Origin of the sequence: Pseudomonas sp. RIT-PI-r (assembly GCF_001297015.1) — a bacterium.
Taxonomy (GTDB): Bacteria; Pseudomonadota; Gammaproteobacteria; order Pseudomonadales; family Pseudomonadaceae; genus Aquipseudomonas.
On the sequence record NZ_LIGE01000025.1, the window covers coordinates 309,982 to 325,893 of the forward strand.

The following is a 15,912-nucleotide window of genomic DNA, read 5'->3' on the forward strand; positions in this document are numbered from 1 at the left end:
AGACGCCCAAATATGCCCGAGGAACCCGGACAATTCCTGATATGTTTACTATGGTGTCGGGGTGTCACTTCGTATTATTAACTCAAAGCTAAACTCGGTCGAACAACAGTCACATTTGAATTTATAACCGTCTTCGATTTTGCTGAAAGGCACAGCGATCTGCTTTGTGCAAACGTGACAAGACAGCGCCTTGTAATCTAAGCTGAACTCACTGCGTCCGACCTCATTAATTATCGCGTACTCACAGCCGCAGTTGTCATTTTGGCAAACTATTGAATCATTGGTTTCTATGTAATGATCTGTAAAAATAATATTTTCCCCGCATGCCTTGCAACAAAATGTTTTGTAATCAATCTTGTAGATTATTAAATTTCCAACCATCAACCTTGCAAGACTATCAAGGAGTTCGATTATTTTAGTTTTGCTGATAGTGTAATTCCTCACTTTTGCAGGCATTGGCAGATGCAAATAACTTCCCAGTGTGTTGTATGTCTTGTTTAGCTCGCTGTATTTTATATTATTATAATGTATATCCATGCTTTCACCGGACGGGCTTGTTAACAATAGATGCATATCCATGTCGGCATATTTGTCGAATTTTCCATGTAATCGAACGGCCTTGTTTGGCTGCCATGTGTTGATAACACTTTTTGGCAATTCATCAATTTCATGCAGCAATCTCTCGTACACATGAGCTTCGATTAAAAAGCGTAATTCTAAGCAAGCATATCGCAATGACTGAGTGTCTCCTTTCTCGACTAGCGCCTTCGCATTATCAAAATGATATGTCTTGTTGTACTTTTGCAAACTCTCCATTGGAATTCCTCTGTAATTTATTTTCTGAAGCTTATTCTGATAAAAATAATTTCTTTGATTCCGCCGTAAAGCTTTTCATGCTGCCTGCCAAGTCTCCAATTTCCTACTGATCTTAAGTATTCAGCTTAGCGCAAATTAATCCCGACCTTGCGTAATTGCTTCTTATCATGAGTTTTTACTAGTTATTTGAACGAATCTAGATTCCGAAATACGTATGTCCGCTTTTGGCTGAACGCAGTCACCCACAAGCACCGACACTCCCGCTCAAACCTCCCCACCAAAAAATGGGGACGGATTTATCATAGAAAAGATAAATTCGTCCCAGTTTTTTGACTCTACTTCAGAGTGAATTGCTTCGAGTCAGACCGAGACTCAACCCCTTCGGAAGATTTTCAATCGCGATAAGTGCTAAGTTATCGGTGATGATCCGATCATCATTCAGTAAAACAAACGACGGTGCCCACAGAAGGGTTTCTTTATCGAATTCATAGACCATTTGCCGACTTATCTTTCCTTGAGATTTCAGCCCGGAAATTAACCGCGCGGCTTGAGCCGCCGCCCCGGCCAATGCATCCATGGCCTCATGAAGCTTTTTCTCATCCCTACCTCTGAATAAAAATGAGACCTGGCAGCCGTCTTGATGTGAATGAAAGTCGAGTATAGGGTTACGTCTATCGGACATTCGACTAAGCAGTTTCCGAAACCAGGCATGTATTCCTGCATAGGAAGCTTTTCCCGCCTCAGTAGCTATCGCAGTAACGAATGGGCTCCAAACTAGGAGTACATAGGGAAGGCCAATCCTGATGAGCTCTTGCAATGAGTCTGCTGCATTGTGCGACAGCTCGGAACGCTCGACTCTAACGGGCGAGTCATTCGTAACCTGATCCAACCAATGTTCATCTACCTCCCTTGCATCCGTCGCGATCTCGATCCACACATCTTCCAAAAGACTTGGAAGCTGTTTAGGAGGCGAAACGGAAAAGCCAACATCTATCCCCAAACCACGAAAACTCAAAACGTCTCCTCCTGAGTAATAGCCCAGGACTGCGGCGACAAACTTTCGACCGTCGGGACTTTCGAATGATGCACTTTCCAGCAGTTTTCCCTTTGGGCGTCCGGGATCGTGATTCTCAAGAAGTGTGAACGGATTGCAGTTTATCTTCGTAACTAATCTGTCCGGGTCGACAGCGACCAGCAGTTGGCCATCTGAGCCGCGCGCGTCCGTCCAGATCACCGCGCGCACAATTTCGCCAAATTTTCCCGCCTGGTGTCGACGCTCAGCCTCTTCCGCCCATTTGATGGCGGCAGGCGTTTCTTCAAAAAAATCAGACATGGATTCCTTACCTTCCGAAGCAACGTGTCAAAAGAACAAGATAGACCCAACCCTTAGCATACGTCCGCTTCTGGCCGGAACGGACGGTCAAGAGCGGCGGCTATCCGCGCCGTCACTGGTGGTGATGAACAACCAGCAAGCGCAAATTCAGGTCGTGACAATATTCCCATCAGCCAGACGACCGTTAATACAAGCGGTTCCGATACGACCCTGAGCAGCGTGGAGTATGTGCAGACGGGGTGATCCTTGATGTGGTTCCGCGAATCAATCCGGGTGGTCTGGTGTACATGGACATCCAGCAACAGGTCAGTGACGCCGATACGAGTAACGTCACCACCACTCAACCCAATCCGCGCATCTCGACCCGTTCGGTCTCTACGCAAATCGCTGCGCAGAGCGGGCAGACGGTGCTACTCGGCGGATTGGTCAAGCAGGACAATGCGGAGTCCACCTCCAGCGTGCCGGGCCTGTCGAGAATTCCTGGCCTGAAATGGCTGTTCGGCAATACGTCAAAGTCGCGCGATAGAACCGAGCTGATCCTCTTGATCACTCCTCGGGTAGTGACCAATGCCAATTAGGCGCGGCGGGTGACCGACGAGTATCGCCAGCAAATGCAGCTGCTCAAATAGCAGCTCGCATGGTGTATGCGCGCACGAAATAGGTTCTGACTCGACTCCGAATAAATCGCATCGCGATTACCATTTTGCCCGCGTCTAACCAATACGGTCGATGCGGACGCACTGATATCGGCCAAGCGCGGTAATCTACGATCTATAAAAGTGTGAATTAACAGATAGCGGATTTAGAGGGCTTTTGGGTGATTACTCCAGTTAGACGGCTCTAATCTTACAATCCTTGGCCAGGCCTTGTTTTATTAGGTAATCGGGGAGGGGGATTTGGAGCCCTCCACGTGAAGAAAAGCATTAGAGTTGCACCTAATGCGAAGGGCAATCCCACGCATAGCGAAACTTTGTAGGCCAGCAAGACGCCTGCGGCGCCACCAACAAAAGCAGCTAAAACAAGATAACCGGTGTCAGCCACTCTCTTTTCAGGGCGAATAAAAAATTTTAGTAACCGATTCATTCCTAGTTTCTCTATGAAAGGCATTTGTGCTTTGCCGTGGTCGCTGTCATAAGACCTAGGCCTCATCAATCGTTGTCATGCGAGAAGTTGAACCCACCCAAGCCCCTGGCAATGATCAGCGTGGCACCAAAATGGTCGTAAAACATACCAATTACGTCGTGACGAAACGGCCCGGACGTCATAATTCGCAAGATAATTTCAATCAATCCTTCTCTAATCATCATTCCAGCGCGCTGTTTACATCATCAAAAAGCTGGAATAGAAGGATAGCGAAACCCAAGTGACATTTTCTCCCGAAGACGCCTGCTCAAGCCTGCTTTATTAGAAGGTTTTCTTAAATGAGTCGCACTGGGAGGAATATTCTTTTGCAGCGGTATCTGAATCTTTACTCAATCACTATAGGAGTTGTCCGACCGCGTGGGTCTATCATCGACTCATCCGGGCGGTGGAGGATGCAGAGGTTTTCAAAGAATACCGGCGCGTCTATCCGCGACTGTTAGAGGGCAAAAAAAATCCCGGCAGCATTTCTGCTCCGGGATTTTTCGTCAGGCTTTATCGACTTGAACAGTTAGCGCCCTCAAACGCTCGCTGCCAAAGGGAACAAACCTAGCACCAAACAGGCGATCAAGATCAAGAAGCTCAGCGCAAACGCCCACTTCATGGTGTATTTCTGATGATCACTGAACTCTACACCGGCCAAACCGCAGAGCAGGTAGGTAGAGGCTACAAGTGGACTCAGCAGGTGGACAGGTTGGCCGACCAACGATGCACGCCCAATTTCCGCATGAGTAATCCCATAGACTTCAGCGGCTTTCGCCAGCACTGGCAGCACACCGTAGTAGAACGCGTCGTTGGACATGAAGAACGTGCCCGGAATACTCGCCAGCGCGGTGATCGGTGCCATGTAGGGCCCCCAGGTCTCAGGCAACATTGCGAGAAAGCTGGCCGACATCGCGTTGACCATACCTGTGCCGGAGAGAATACCCGCCAGAATGCCGGCGGCCAGGAAGATCGCAATCTGATTCAGAGCGGTTGGGGCGTGCGCAGAAATACGACGACGTTGATCGTTCATGTGTGGATAGTTGATCACCAACGCGATGGAGAAAGCGACCATGAATAGAATGGAGAGGGGGAGAATCTCCACGACTAGGCCGGCCATCAGAGCGATGGTGAGACCTGCGTTTAGCCAAAACAGCTTTGGACGACGCAATTCGGCATTTTCGTCAGACATTGAAGGCAAGCCTTCGTCAGCGTCGTCATCAAATACTGTTGCAGCTGCACCCACGGAAAGACGCAGGGTTCCAAGGCGTGCACGTTCACGAATACCGATAAAATAAGCCAGGCCCAGAACACCCAGGAAGCCTACGACCATTACCGGAATAAGTGGAATGAACAGCTCTGCTGTATCGACCTGCAAAGAGGCGGCAGCACGAGCGAGTGGGCCGCCCCATGGCAGAAGGTTAGTCACACTGGCTGCGAGAATCACTACGCACGTTAGCGATAGCGGTTCGAGTCTCAATCGTTTGAACAGTGGCAGCATTGCGGTGACAGTGATCATGTAGGTCGTTGAGCCGTCGCCGTCCAGCGACACCATGCCTGCCAGCAACGCGGCATAGACAACGGCCTTCATTGGGTCGCCGTTGATCAACTTGATGAACTTGCGAATGATCGGATCGAACAGGCCGGTATCGAACATTACGCCAAAGTAGAGGATCGCGAACATCACCATGACCGCGGTCGGAGCTACCTTTTTCAGGCCGTCGATCATCATGTCGCCCATGTCGGGGCCAAATCCAGCCATGAGGGCGAATACGATCGGAACAGTTGTCATCGCTACCAACGGTGACAACCGCTTGGTCATGATCAGTGCCATGAAGGTCACGATCATGCCGTAGCCGAGTATTGAGAGCATTTGTATCACCTTGACGTAAAGTACAATTATTTTTATGGGATCTGCGCAATAAGCGCATCAAGGTTCCCGCTGTATTTTTGGTCTGATCCAGCGGGTTGCCGCTGAGTCTCACACGAGGATCAACTCATGTGAAGTCCACCATTGAGTGAGAAGTCAGCACCGTTGGCATAACCAGCCTCATCTGAGGCAAGCCAGGCACACACCGCCGCGATTTCCTCGGGAGTTCCTAGGCGTCGGGTTGGAATGTCCTGAATGATGCGATCCATCACATCGGCCGTTGTGACGGACTTGAGCTTGGCAGTGGCGATATAGCCAGGAGACACCGTATTGACTGTCACTCCACGCGACCCGACTTCTCTTGCCAGTGCGCGGGTGAAGCCGCGGATAGCAGATTTGGCAGTGGAGTAGTTAACCTGACCTACCTGGCCCAATTGAGCATTCACGGAGGAAATGTTGATGACCCGACCCCAGCCTCGCTCCGCCATGCCATCGATAACCTGTTTGGTTACATTGAACAGCGAGTTGAGGTTGGTATCGATCACGGTGGTCCAATCGTTGGGCTGCATGTCCTGAAATACAACGTTGCGAGCCGTACCTGCGTTATTGATCAGAACATCGACAGGGCCGACATTTTTTTTGATCTGATCAAAAGCCTTTTGACAGGAGTCCCAGTCAGCGACGCTGCCTTCAGAGGCAATGAAGCTAAAACCGAGTTCCTTTTGCTGAGCAAGCCAGGTGTCCTTCAAGGGAGAGTTGGGCCCGCATCCTGCGACGACGGTGAATCCGTCTCGAGCAAGTCGCTGGCAAACTGCTGTACCGAGGTTTCCCATGCCAGCAGTTACAAATGCGATCTTTTTGGTCATGCGTGAACTCCTGTTGTGTTTTTTGTTGGGAGCATTGCGTGCAACCTTCGAGGGCTACTGAGCCTTAATAAACTCCACTCAAAATTGTTTTGCAAGATTACGCAGTACAATTTCTCCAAAAAGAAACGATTTCTTACCAACGGTCATTCTCGTGGGGATTCGGCGTCATGACTTGCCGCAGGCCATCAAGGCCATCCAATGTCTTGGTGCGAGGGCGATACTCACAGCCTACCCATCCCTGATAGGTCCGGTCTTCGAGCATTGAGAGCAGTTTTGCAAAATCGATGTTGCCCGTTCCGGGTTCATTCCGTCCGGGGAAGTCGGCGACTTGAACATGCTTCACGCGCGACCACCATTGATTGAGTTTGCGCAGGCAATCCTCGCCGAGGAGCTCGGTGTGGTAAGTATCAAGGATCAATCCAAGGGCAGGCAGCGTCTCCAGTAGCTCCTCAGCCAGCTGGAAGGAACTCATCAGGTAGCCAGGGACTTCGTCGGAGCTGATGACTTCAATCAGCGGCTCGATGCCTTCTCCAGACAAGAACTCAGTCGCATATTTGAGGTTGCGGCGATAAATATTGCTGTCAGCAATGACGCCGGTTTCAACTTGGGATGCGCCCGACATCAGGTGAATCATCCGGCAATCGAGCGCGTTGGCATATTCAACCGCCAGACTGAGGTCTGATTTCAACGTTTCTCTTGAGCAGCAAATGCCGATGTTGCCTTTGGTGGAGCCCGGAGGGGCGGCAAATTGCACCATCTGAAGTTGATGCTCAATCAGAAGCGATGCGATGTGCTGCGCCTCATACTCGTAGGGAGAGGGGAATTCGACGGCTTTAAAACCCGCGCTTGCAGCTGCCGAAAACCGCTGCAGGAAAGGCAATTCCGTAAACTGGAAGCCGATATGTGCATTCAAGCTTGTCATGGATGTGTCCTTAATTCTTTGGAATCTGTATCAAGCGTTGAGAAGGTTGCGTAGTTTCAACACCGCGCTGTCGGGCGTTGTCAGCACCGGCAGGCCGCTTGCCAGACTCGTCTGCTGCGCGGCGCTGGTCATGGAAAACTGCGCGAAGCACAGCAGCTCGCTGCTGGAGGGTGTGCGTGCGGAATCGACGATGAGCGCGTCATGCCTGTCGCCATTTCCCTTGCGTAACTCGGTGAGTGCTTCTGGACAAACAGTGGTCTCAAGTTCCAGTTCGAGGCCCTGCTTGCGCGCAGATGCCTGGAACTCCTCCGTCATCGAGGTAATGGCCGGCTGGAAGGTCGCAAGGATGGTGATTTTTCGAGTGCGCTGTATCGCCTCCTCGATCATGGCTTCGTTGGGTTTAAGGACCGGGATACTTAAGGACTGCTTGCACAAATCAATGGCGTCCCCGAATGCCGAACACGTAAACAGGATTGCGTCCGCGCCAGAGTCGGCGGCATACGTCGCGAGTTTCAAGAACCGCTCGTTCAATGCCGGAGTCAGCTCTCCAGCTTCGGCCAAGTCGCTGGAAAGAGAGTCCTCCAGCAAGTTTGCAAGCCGGGCCTCGGGCCAAAGTCGTGTGAACGCTTCGGTAATGGGGTCGATTGCTACGGGCGTAGCATGGATCAGATAGATACGTGGTGTGTTCATGTCGTTCCTGAATTGTTGATTACGCTATTGAATAGGCGGCTGACTCATGAAGTATCGTCAGCGTGTTGATGTTCATCAGGTGTGTTATTTTTCTTTAAAGCTTGGGTGCGGCGTACTGGCTCACTACTAGACCGCGCATTGATGTCATCCTCCTCTGATTACCGGTTTTCATGAATTCAGCAGAATCGACTCCTCAACAACCCTTGGCGGCCGAACCTTCCAAAATGAAGCCCAAGATAAAAAAAGACCTTGCGGAACAGTTGGCACCCAAGATCATTGATATGGCGAGAGCCAGGTCTATGCGTGCTGGTGATCCGTTGCGCGAGGAGTCTTTTGCCAAGGAGCTTGGCGTGTCCCGTTCGCCAATTCGACGGGGGTTTGCATTGCTGGCTGAATTGGGTCTGGCGACCAAGGAGCCGAATCGGGGTTATTTCCTGACAGCTGACGCGCGAGGAATCGACAGTCGCAAGCTCCCTCTGGAGGTTGATCCCTTTGAAGACTTCTACTTGCGCGTTGTTGACGACGTCTTGCGTGGTGACATTCCCACGACTTTTTTTGAAGCCGAATTGATGCGCAAATATGAGGTGCCGAGAGGGCAGCTCATGAAGGTTCTGACGCGGTTGGCCAACGAAGCGATGATTGAGCGCAAGCCGGGGCAGGGATGGGAAATCAACAGTTTTCTCCACGACTCCAAGGCTCATATTCAAAGCTACCGTTTTCGCATGGCAATTGAGCCGGCCGCCGTTTTGGAACCTGGTTACGAGGTGGATAAGCCAGCGTTTGCCAAAGCGCGGGAAATCCAGCAGCAACTGCTCGATGGCGACATTTTCACCTTGTCGCGATCGCAGCTTTTTCAGATTGGTTCGCAGCTTCATGAGATGGTGGTGCGCTGCTCGGGCAACGCTTTTTTTCTTGAGGCAATCCGCCGCCAGAACCAATTGCGTCGTTTCATGGCCTACAAGGCCAACGTGGATCGGCCTCGCCTGATCAACCAGTGTAAAGAACACATCCATCTTCTTGATCTCATCGAAAGCGGACAGCGAGAGCAGGCGGCGGAATTTCTACGCAACCACCTTGATGTGGTCGGGCGGCAAAAAACTGACAAAGAGGCCAAGGATGAGCTGGAATACCAGCGCAGCCTTGAGATGTCAGTTGTCAGCTAGCGCTCAGTTCGTTCAACAACACCACGCCATCATCATCGCCGAACAGTTGGTCGCCATCGGCGATGGTGTGCCCGGCGAATTCCACCGTTATGCCAATCTGCCCTTCGTTTCGTTTGACGGTCTTTCGCGGTGATGTGCCCAGTGCCTTGATGGCGATCGGCATGTCACGTAAAGCCGCTTTGTCGCGGATGTAACCGTAAATCATCACACCGGCCCAGCCGTTTTTGACCAGATCTTCAGCGATCACATCGCCGAACAGGGCGTAGCGGTCACTGCCGCCTCCGTCCACCACCAGGACCCGACCGTGTCCCGGCAGACTGCTTATTTCCTTGATCCGGGAATTGTCCTCGAAACATTTGAGGGTGAAGGCGCGTCCCTCGAAATCATTTTTGCCGCCAAAGTCCTGAAAAATCGGGGCCAGTACGCGAATTGAGTCTGGGTATTGATCGCAAAGATCGGAGGTTTTAACTGTCATGCAACATCTCCTGGGGCAGTGAATTGGGTGACCGTTGAGCATAAAGGTTGCACAAACTGGATATTCATGCAATAAAATGCAATCTGTCGAGGGCGATAGCGCTAATACTCTCCATAACGTCTCAGGACGAACGGGAGCAAAAGGTTAAGGACTTCGCCTCGCCAATATTGTACTTTGTATTTACGATGTACAGAAATGGAGCCAGTTCTTCACGCACAGGCTTCGAAAAAATTCAGGTCAAACAATAAGTAAGGGGTATGCGATGCGTATTTTGGTTCTTCCTGGTGACGGTATTGGTCCAGAAATCGTTGAATCTTCGATGTCAGTGCTCAAGGCTGCCAACACGAAATTCGAACTGGGCTTGAGCTTCGATTACGACGATGTCGGTTTCACAAGCCTGGATAAATACGGCACCACCTTGCGTGATGAAGTGCTGGAAAAGGCCAAAGGCTACGACGGCATCATTCTCGGCACCCAGTCGCACGCCGACTATCCTGTGCCTGAAAAAGGCGGTCGCAACGTTTCTGCCGGTTTCCGTATCGGCCTGGATCTCTACGCCAACGTACGTCCTGCCCGTACCCGTCCATTCCTGACTTCCAACATGAAGGAAGGCAAGACTATGGACCTGGTGATCATGCGTGAAGCGACTGAAGGCTTTTATCCAGATCGCAACATGAGCCGCGGTTGGGGCGAAGTGATGCCGACTCCAGATATGGCTTTATCCACTCGTAAAATCACTCGTCATTGCAGCGAGCGTATCGCTCGCCGTGCGTTCGAGCTGGCTATGAAGCGTGGCAAGAAAGTCACCGCCATTCACAAGGCCAACAGCTTCCACATGACTGACGGTCTGTTCCTCGAGTGCGTTCGTGATGTAGCGAAGGACTTCCCGGAGGTCGCGCTGGACGATCTGCTGGTCGACGCCTCCACTGCGCACCTGGTACGCAGCCCTGAGCGCTTCGACGTTCTGGTCGCGACCAACTTCTACGGCGACATCATCAGCGACCTTGCCAGTGAACTGTCGGGCAGCCTGGGTCTGGCCGGTTCCATGATGGCCAGCGACACTCATTGCTGCGCCCAGGCCCAACACGGCTCTGCGCCGGATATCGCCGGTCAGGACAAGGCCAACCCGGTTTCGATGATTCTGTCCGTTGGCATGCTGCTGCAGTGGATGGGCGAGCACCACAACAAGGAAGCGCTGATCAAGGCCGGCCTGGAAATGGAAAAGGCAGTGGATGTCGTGCTGCAGGATCCTAAGCAGCGCACGCCTGATCTGGGCGGCTCCAGCGGTACCAAAGCGTTCGGCGAAGCGGTAGCCAAAGCCATTCTGGGTTGATTCAAACGGGCGGCATGCCAGGCATGCCGCCCGTTGTCCGGAATGTTGCAGATCTATAACAAGAAATCGCCTGTTCTCCTTTTAGATATCCAAAGGAAGAGGGCACAAGGAGACCACAGTGAGTCAATTACTACTTGGTTGCATCGCTGATGACTTCACCGGCGGTACGGATTTGGCCAGTACGCTGGTACGTGGCGGCATGCGCACGCTACAAGTGATCGGTGTGCCGCAAGGGCCCTTGCCTGATGACATCGATGCAGTCGTCATTGCCCTGAAAAGCCGTACCGTCAGCCCGGAAGAAGCCGTTACCCAATCGCTCGAAGCGCTGGAATGGTTGCGTGCGGCAGGCTGCCAACAGTTTTTTTTCAAATATTGCTCGACGTTTGACTCGACATCTCGCGGAAACATCGGCCCCGTCGCCGATGCACTTGCTGAAGCTTTGAACGTCTCGTTCGCTGTGGCTTGTCCTGCATTCCCGGAGAACAAACGGACGATTTTTAACGGTCATTTGTTCGTTGGCGATGTGCTGTTGAGCGAATCCGGCATGCGTAATCATCCATTGACGCCAATGACAGATTCCAACCTGGTTCGGGTGTTGCAGCAGCAGACGCTCAAACCGGTAGGTCTTGTTGCACATTCGGTCGTCAACAAGGGCGCACAAGCCATTTCCGCCGCTTTCAATAGCCTCATTACCCAAGGTCGAGGTTATGCCATTGTCGATGCGATAGATGATGAAGATTTGTATGCGATAGGCACTGCCGTGGCGGACCATAAACTGGTTACCGGCGGCTCTGGCGTTGCACTGGGTCTACCTGAAAACTTCCGTCGTGCCGGCAAGCTTGGCCAGTCCGAAACGGCATCGGTACTGCCTGTCATCGAGGGCTTGGGCGCCGTTGTTTCCGGCAGTTGTTCGGTAGCGACGAATGGTCAGGTCGAGCACTGGCAGAAAACCCGTCCGAGCTTTTCCATTGATCCGCTTCGTCTTGCCAATGGTCATGATCAGGTTGCTGAAGCACTTGAATGGGCAAAGGATCTGATTCAAAAGGGCCCCGTCCTGATCTACGGAAGCGCACATCCAGAGACGGTCAAGCTTGCTCAGCAAAAGCTCGGCGTTGAAGCTGCTGGGCAGATCGTAGAAGACGCATTGTCCGCCGTCGCTGTCGGCCTCTACGACATGGGTGTTCGCAAGCTGGTGGTTGCCGGTGGCGAAACCTCGGGTGCGGTAGTCAAGGCACTGCAAGTCGAGGCTCTACGAATTGGTGCGACCATCGATCCTGGTGTGCCTTGGACACTGGGCTTGCGCGACGACCCGGTGGCCCTGGCGCTGAAATCCGGCAATTTTGGCACGGTAGACTTCTTCGAGAAGGCATTGGCCAATGCGCCATGATCTGCTTAGCCTGGAAATCTTCATGGCTGTGGCGGAGCAGCGAAATCTGACCAAGGCGTCGCAGCTCTGCCACCTGGCAACCTCCGCGGTCAGTAAGCGGATCAGCGAGCTTGAAGAGAAGGTGGGTTCTCCCTTGTTCATTCGCTATCCGCGGGGAATGGAGCTGACGCCTGCGGGTCAGTCGCTGCGCCATTACGCGTTGCAGGTGAATGAAACTCTTCAGAAGATGGACCAGGAGTTGAGTGAGTATGGTGCTGGAATCAAGGGCCATGTTCGATTGCACGCCATTACATCGGCGTTGGCCCAACAGCTGAGTCTGGATATCGGCACGTTTATGGAAACCTACCCCGATATCAAGTTCGATATCGAGGAGCGCGTCGGTGCCGCAATCGTTCGAGCAGTGTCGGACGGGCGTGCGGATGTCGGCATCATTGCCGAACAGACGCCTTCACAAGGATTGGAATCCGTTCCCTATCGCGTGGATGAGTTGGTGATCGCGGTTCCAGAACGGCATCCATTGGCGGCGCAGACACAAGCCAGTTTCGAGCAGGCGCTGATCTTCGAGTTCATTGGTCCTCACGTGGAAAGCTCGGTGCATTTGCTGCTGACTGAACAAGCCGAATTGTTAGGTAAGCCAATCAGGCAGCGGGTTCGTGTTTCCAGCTTTGAATGCATGTGCCGGATGGTTTCGACCAATCTGGGCATTTGCATTTTGCCTCGCGATGTTCTGCGTCCCTATCTGCGTTCCTTCCATTTGCAGGCTGTCACGTTGGCCGAGCCATGGGCCAAGCGTCAGTTGAATGTTGTTGCTCGACGATTCGAAGCGCTCCCTCCTACCGCTCGCGCGTTCGTCGCACACTTGACCGCGTGATAGGTGCCATCCATGCACCTGCTCGCCTTTTGAGATGACTTCATGTTCATTTACGTAGGCTGTCGTACCACCCTTGAAAGGAATGCCCGTGGCAACGGGATCAACGTCTACAGCGTCGACTCAAAGACCGGGCGCCTGTCTCATGTGCAGTTGGTTGATGGATTGGTAAACCCATCATTTCTTGCGATCAGTAAACAGGAGAATTTCCTGTACTGCGTCCATGGTGATACGGATCAGGCCAGCGCATTTAGCATCGGCGCCAATGGCACGCTGCGCTATCTCAATAGCCAAAGTACCCACGGCCACAATCCCGCACATTTGGCGATTTCACCGGACGGCACCTTCCTGGTGGTGAGCAACCATTACAGTGGTTCTGTTGTTGTTTTACCGATTCTCGATTCGGGGGAACTCGGCGAACTCTGCGATCAAGTGATGACGCAAGGGCCGATCGGACCCCATCGAATTGAACAAAAAGGCCCGAAACCGCATTTCAATCCATTCGACCCCAGTGGAAATCTAGTCGTCGTACCGGATAAAGGTCTCGACCGGATCTTCACTTACCGATTCGACTCATTGTCGGGCAAGCTGCTCCCGACAGCCTGGCCATCTGTTGCCACCCGCAAAGGAGCCGGGCCGCGGCATGTGGCTTTTCATCCGGGATTACCCGTTGTCTACTCGGTGAATGAGCTCGACTCGACCGTCGCAACCTATCGCTTCAACAGCGAAAGCGGTGAGCTGCAGCCGCAGCAGGTGCTCTCTGCGCTGCCGGATTCTTTCACCGGTGACAGCACGGCCGCAGAGATCGAAGTCGATAAGGCCGGGCGCTTCCTCTACGCCTCCAACCGGGGAAGCGACAGCATTGCGTGCTTCAGCATTGATCCCCAATCGGGCTGGCTGAGGTTCGAATTAGCGACGCCAACGCAAGGCCTTACTCCTCGATTTTTCGCTTTGTCGCCCGACGGCGGATGCATGTATGTGGCCAACGAGGACAGCGACACGATCGTGGTTTTCAGTGTTGACCCAACGACTGGCAGCTTGACCCCAACGGGTGAGGTAATTGAGACAGGGAGTCCAGTGTGTATGGTCTTTGGTGGCGCCAACGTATGAGAGCGTTTTTCACCTCAATGGGATTGTGGTGGGCGACACCGCTGGTTGGAGTGGCCGGCGCACTGATTGCCAGTTACCTGAACTGGCCTCTGCCCTGGATCATTGGATCGATGTTGGCGGTTATTCTGGTGCGATGTCTCGGCTGGCGGGTAGGGGAGATCCCCAATGGTCGATTGACCGGGCAATGGATGATTGCGACATCCATCGGCCTGCATTTCACACCCGCGGTGCTGGAGCAGATTCTGGGGCATTTCGCGATGATGCTGTTCGCGGCATTTCTGACCTTGTTGCTTGCCTTGCTTGGTATCGAGTTCATGCGGCGTCGAGGCATGGATCTGACAACTGCCTTTTTCGCCTTCATGCCTGCGAACTTCGCAGAGATGATTCAATCGGGGATCAGGCATAAGGCCAACGTCAGTCAGATCGCTGCAGCCCACAGTGTTCGGCTCGTGCTGATTGTTCTTTGTGTTCCACCCGCGATGTTTTTCAGCTCGAAAATCTCTCCATCGGTGGTTCATGCCCGATTGCCCAGTGATTGGTATTGGCTGCTGCCATTATTGTTCGGCGGGGCACTGACAGCGATTATCTGGAAACGGTACAAGTTGCCGAACCCTTGGATGTTCGGCCCGATGGCGCTGTGCGCGCTATTTACTGCCACCTTCAATCTGCAGACTGCATTACCCGTTGAGCTGAGCCATTACGGTCAGCTCATGATCGGTTGCGCGCTCGGAGGCTACTTTGATCGGCAGTTCTTCAAAGCCTCACCGACATTCCTGATCAAGGTTTCGGTGTTCACCTTGAGCATGATTGTTTGCACCTTGTTGCTGGCACTCGGAATCGCTTATCTGCTGGGCTTTCCTTTGATGACGCTGGCACTGGGCATGATGCCGGGCAGCAGTACGGAAATGTACCTGACGGCCGAAGCCTTGAACCTGGGCGTCGGCATCGTTACGGCAATGCAGATCATGCGCTTGATAGTGGTGATGCTCTGCGCTGAGCCGGTGCATAAAATCTGGTTGAAACGCCTTCGCCGCTGAGCAGGCAAGTGCGTTTCAACCCCTCATCGCAGCGGCTTCAATTGACTTGAAGCGGGGCAACCGTGACGTCACTTTGGCCGCTTGCGGCAAGTGCCCTGCTAACGAAACCGTTGGCTTTCTGTTCTTCCAGGAATGCTCTGACATACGCCGCACCCGCGGCGAATCGCACGGGAACGCCCATTGCCTGACGAATTGATGTGAAGTAACCATCCAGGACGCGCAGTTCCTTGTTGGCCTCGGCGACCTTGAACAGCGGTTGACGCACGCCCGCCGCCGCATCCAGGTTCTCATCGAGAAACAAGTCCACCGCTCCGGCAGAGGTTGGCGCGCGAACCAGGGTTGCGTGTTGTTGGGTCCGGCTCAGGTACAGGTCATAAGCTGCACCCTTACCCACGGCGATCCGCACGTTGGGTTGATCCAGATCTTCCATCTTGCGGAATGGGGAGCTTTCCTTGACCAGATAGGTACCTTCGATAATCACGTACGGTTCACTGAAGGCGACTTGAGCTTCACGCACAGGTTCGATGGCCAGGAATGCAATGTTCCACTGATTTTGTGCCAAAGCCTCGAACACTTTTCCCGCAGCGTCGTAGGTGATGAACTCCACAGGAACGCCCAGGTGCTTGCCCAGTTCCACCGCCAGGCTGACAGATACACCTTGAGGTTGGCCCGTTTCGGCATTGCGCTGGGCAAGCACCGGATTGCCGAAGTTGATGGCAGCTTTGAGCACGCCAGTCGGGGCAAGCTCTTCAAGGACTTTTGCGGTAGGGGCGAGCATAAAGGATCTCCATGGAGGTTGTTGTCGCCCCTGAGAGTAGGGAAGTGAGCAAGACCTGACAATTTCAGACTCATCAAAGCTACGTTCTCCGTTGGCGAACGATGACTTGCTCATTGTTCAATTTTCTCCGGCTCGGCCTTTG

The 15,912-nt window shown here is 52.8% G+C and carries 14 protein-coding genes and 1 pseudogene; 7 read left to right on the forward strand and 8 right to left on the reverse strand.

The features are described 5' to 3' along the window. Nucleotides 1–48 precede the first annotated feature (48 nt). Nucleotides 49–816 (reverse strand): hypothetical protein, encoded by a 768-nt coding sequence (locus tag AK821_RS13270; RefSeq protein WP_064390061.1) that lies wholly within the window; start codon nucleotides 814–816, stop codon nucleotides 49–51. Nucleotides 817–1,156: 340 nt separating this feature from the next. Further along, entirely contained in the window at nucleotides 1,157–2,149 is a 993-nt protein-coding gene (locus tag AK821_RS13275; RefSeq protein ID WP_064390062.1) for a hypothetical protein, read from the reverse strand. A 94-nt stretch (nucleotides 2,150–2,243) separates the two neighbouring features. On the opposite strand from AK821_RS13275, the pseudogene AK821_RS13280 reads away from it, so the two are divergent. Continuing rightward, a pseudogene (locus tag AK821_RS13280) lies at nucleotides 2,244–2,727 on the forward strand (type II secretion system protein GspD); the annotation flags it as partial. Between the two features lie 1,082 nt (nucleotides 2,728–3,809). Here AK821_RS13280 and AK821_RS13285 read toward each other — a convergent pair. The 4 genes from AK821_RS13285 to AK821_RS13300 form a co-directional block, all read right to left on the reverse strand. Further along, nucleotides 3,810–5,171 carry a CitMHS family transporter gene (locus AK821_RS13285; protein ID WP_330219033.1) on the reverse strand — a complete coding sequence of 454 codons (1,362 nt, stop codon included), beginning with the start codon at nucleotides 5,169–5,171 and terminating at the stop codon, nucleotides 3,810–3,812. A 92-nt stretch (nucleotides 5,172–5,263) separates the two neighbouring features. Beyond that, nucleotides 5,264–6,007: an acetoacetyl-CoA reductase gene (phbB, locus tag AK821_RS13290; protein ID WP_064390065.1), complete on the reverse strand. Its 744-nt coding sequence runs from the start codon at nucleotides 6,005–6,007 to the stop codon at nucleotides 5,264–5,266. Nucleotides 6,008–6,140: 133 nt separating this feature from the next. Then, the gene (locus tag AK821_RS13295; protein WP_064390066.1) at nucleotides 6,141–6,929 is read right to left on the reverse strand and encodes a hydroxypyruvate isomerase family protein; all 789 of its coding nucleotides are present in this window, start codon (nucleotides 6,927–6,929) and stop codon (nucleotides 6,141–6,143) included. A gap of 30 nt (nucleotides 6,930–6,959) precedes the next feature. Continuing rightward, complete coding sequence (locus AK821_RS13300; RefSeq protein ID WP_064390067.1) at nucleotides 6,960–7,619, reverse strand: aspartate/glutamate racemase family protein; 660 nt, start codon at nucleotides 7,617–7,619, stop codon at nucleotides 6,960–6,962. 224 nt (nucleotides 7,620–7,843) lie between these two features. Here AK821_RS13300 and AK821_RS13305 point away from each other — a divergent pair, with 224 nt between their 5' ends. Continuing rightward, nucleotides 7,844–8,782 (forward strand): GntR family transcriptional regulator, encoded by a 939-nt coding sequence (locus AK821_RS13305; protein ID WP_064390068.1) that lies wholly within the window; start codon nucleotides 7,844–7,846, stop codon nucleotides 8,780–8,782. Here the strand turns inward: AK821_RS13305 and rraA are convergent. Continuing rightward, nucleotides 8,775–9,257: a ribonuclease E activity regulator RraA gene (gene rraA, locus AK821_RS13310; protein WP_007948268.1), complete on the reverse strand. Its 483-nt coding sequence runs from the start codon at nucleotides 9,255–9,257 to the stop codon at nucleotides 8,775–8,777. The genes AK821_RS13305 and rraA overlap by 8 nt on opposite strands. Nucleotides 9,258–9,519: 262 nt before the next feature. On the opposite strand from rraA, the gene AK821_RS13315 reads away from it, so the two are divergent. The 5 genes from AK821_RS13315 to AK821_RS13335 all read left to right on the forward strand — a co-directional run bounded on the left by AK821_RS13315 (nucleotide 9,520) and on the right by AK821_RS13335 (nucleotide 14,992). Then, nucleotides 9,520–10,590 carry an isocitrate/isopropylmalate dehydrogenase family protein gene (locus AK821_RS13315; protein WP_064390069.1) on the forward strand — a complete coding sequence of 357 codons (1,071 nt, stop codon included), beginning with the start codon at nucleotides 9,520–9,522 and terminating at the stop codon, nucleotides 10,588–10,590. Nucleotides 10,591–10,708: 118 nt separating this feature from the next. Continuing rightward, entirely contained in the window at nucleotides 10,709–11,977 is a 1,269-nt protein-coding gene (gene otnK, locus AK821_RS13320) for a 3-oxo-tetronate kinase (protein ID WP_064390070.1), read from the forward strand. Further along, nucleotides 11,967–12,848, forward strand: coding sequence for a LysR family transcriptional regulator (locus tag AK821_RS13325; protein ID WP_064390071.1), 882 nt, complete (start codon nucleotides 11,967–11,969; stop codon nucleotides 12,846–12,848). Before otnK ends, AK821_RS13325 begins: the two co-directional genes overlap by 11 nt. 42 nt (nucleotides 12,849–12,890) lie before the next feature. Then, nucleotides 12,891–13,955 (forward strand): lactonase family protein, encoded by a 1,065-nt coding sequence (locus AK821_RS13330; protein WP_064390072.1) that lies wholly within the window; start codon nucleotides 12,891–12,893, stop codon nucleotides 13,953–13,955. Further along, the gene (locus AK821_RS13335) at nucleotides 13,952–14,992 is read left to right on the forward strand and encodes an AbrB family transcriptional regulator (RefSeq protein ID WP_064390073.1); all 1,041 of its coding nucleotides are present in this window, start codon (nucleotides 13,952–13,954) and stop codon (nucleotides 14,990–14,992) included. The genes AK821_RS13330 and AK821_RS13335 overlap by 4 nt, the downstream gene beginning before the upstream one ends. Before the next feature lie 37 nt (nucleotides 14,993–15,029). On the opposite strand, the gene AK821_RS13340 is transcribed toward AK821_RS13335, so the two are convergent. Further along, a complete protein-coding gene (locus tag AK821_RS13340; protein WP_064390074.1) occupies nucleotides 15,030–15,770 on the reverse strand; it encodes an ABC transporter substrate-binding protein in 741 nt (246 codons plus the stop codon). Between the last annotated feature and the right edge of the window lie 142 nt (nucleotides 15,771–15,912).

Excerpts from the sequence above, each read along its gene's own strand:
- AK821_RS13270 (WP_064390061.1), bottom strand. The coding sequence starts at position 816 with ATGGAGAGTTTGCAAAAGTACAACAAGACATATCATTTTGATAATGCG.
- AK821_RS13275 (WP_064390062.1), bottom strand. The coding sequence starts at position 2,149 with ATGTCTGATTTTTTTGAAGAAACGCCTGCCGCCATCAAATGGGCGGAA.
- phbB (WP_064390065.1), bottom strand. The coding sequence starts at position 6,007 with ATGACCAAAAAGATCGCATTTGTAACTGCTGGCATGGGAAACCTCGGT.
- AK821_RS13295 (WP_064390066.1), bottom strand. The coding sequence starts at position 6,929 with ATGACAAGCTTGAATGCACATATCGGCTTCCAGTTTACGGAATTGCCT.
- AK821_RS13300 (WP_064390067.1), bottom strand. The coding sequence starts at position 7,619 with ATGAACACACCACGTATCTATCTGATCCATGCTACGCCCGTAGCAATC.
- AK821_RS13305 (WP_064390068.1), top strand. The coding sequence starts at position 7,844 with ATGAAGCCCAAGATAAAAAAAGACCTTGCGGAACAGTTGGCACCCAAG.
- rraA (WP_007948268.1), bottom strand. The coding sequence starts at position 9,257 with ATGACAGTTAAAACCTCCGATCTTTGCGATCAATACCCAGACTCAATT.
- AK821_RS13315 (WP_064390069.1), top strand. The coding sequence starts at position 9,520 with ATGCGTATTTTGGTTCTTCCTGGTGACGGTATTGGTCCAGAAATCGTT.
- AK821_RS13325 (WP_064390071.1), top strand. The coding sequence starts at position 11,967 with ATGCGCCATGATCTGCTTAGCCTGGAAATCTTCATGGCTGTGGCGGAG.
- AK821_RS13330 (WP_064390072.1), top strand. The coding sequence starts at position 12,891 with ATGTTCATTTACGTAGGCTGTCGTACCACCCTTGAAAGGAATGCCCGT.
- AK821_RS13335 (WP_064390073.1), top strand. The coding sequence starts at position 13,952 with ATGAGAGCGTTTTTCACCTCAATGGGATTGTGGTGGGCGACACCGCTG.
- AK821_RS13340 (WP_064390074.1), bottom strand. The coding sequence starts at position 15,770 with ATGCTCGCCCCTACCGCAAAAGTCCTTGAAGAGCTTGCCCCGACTGGC.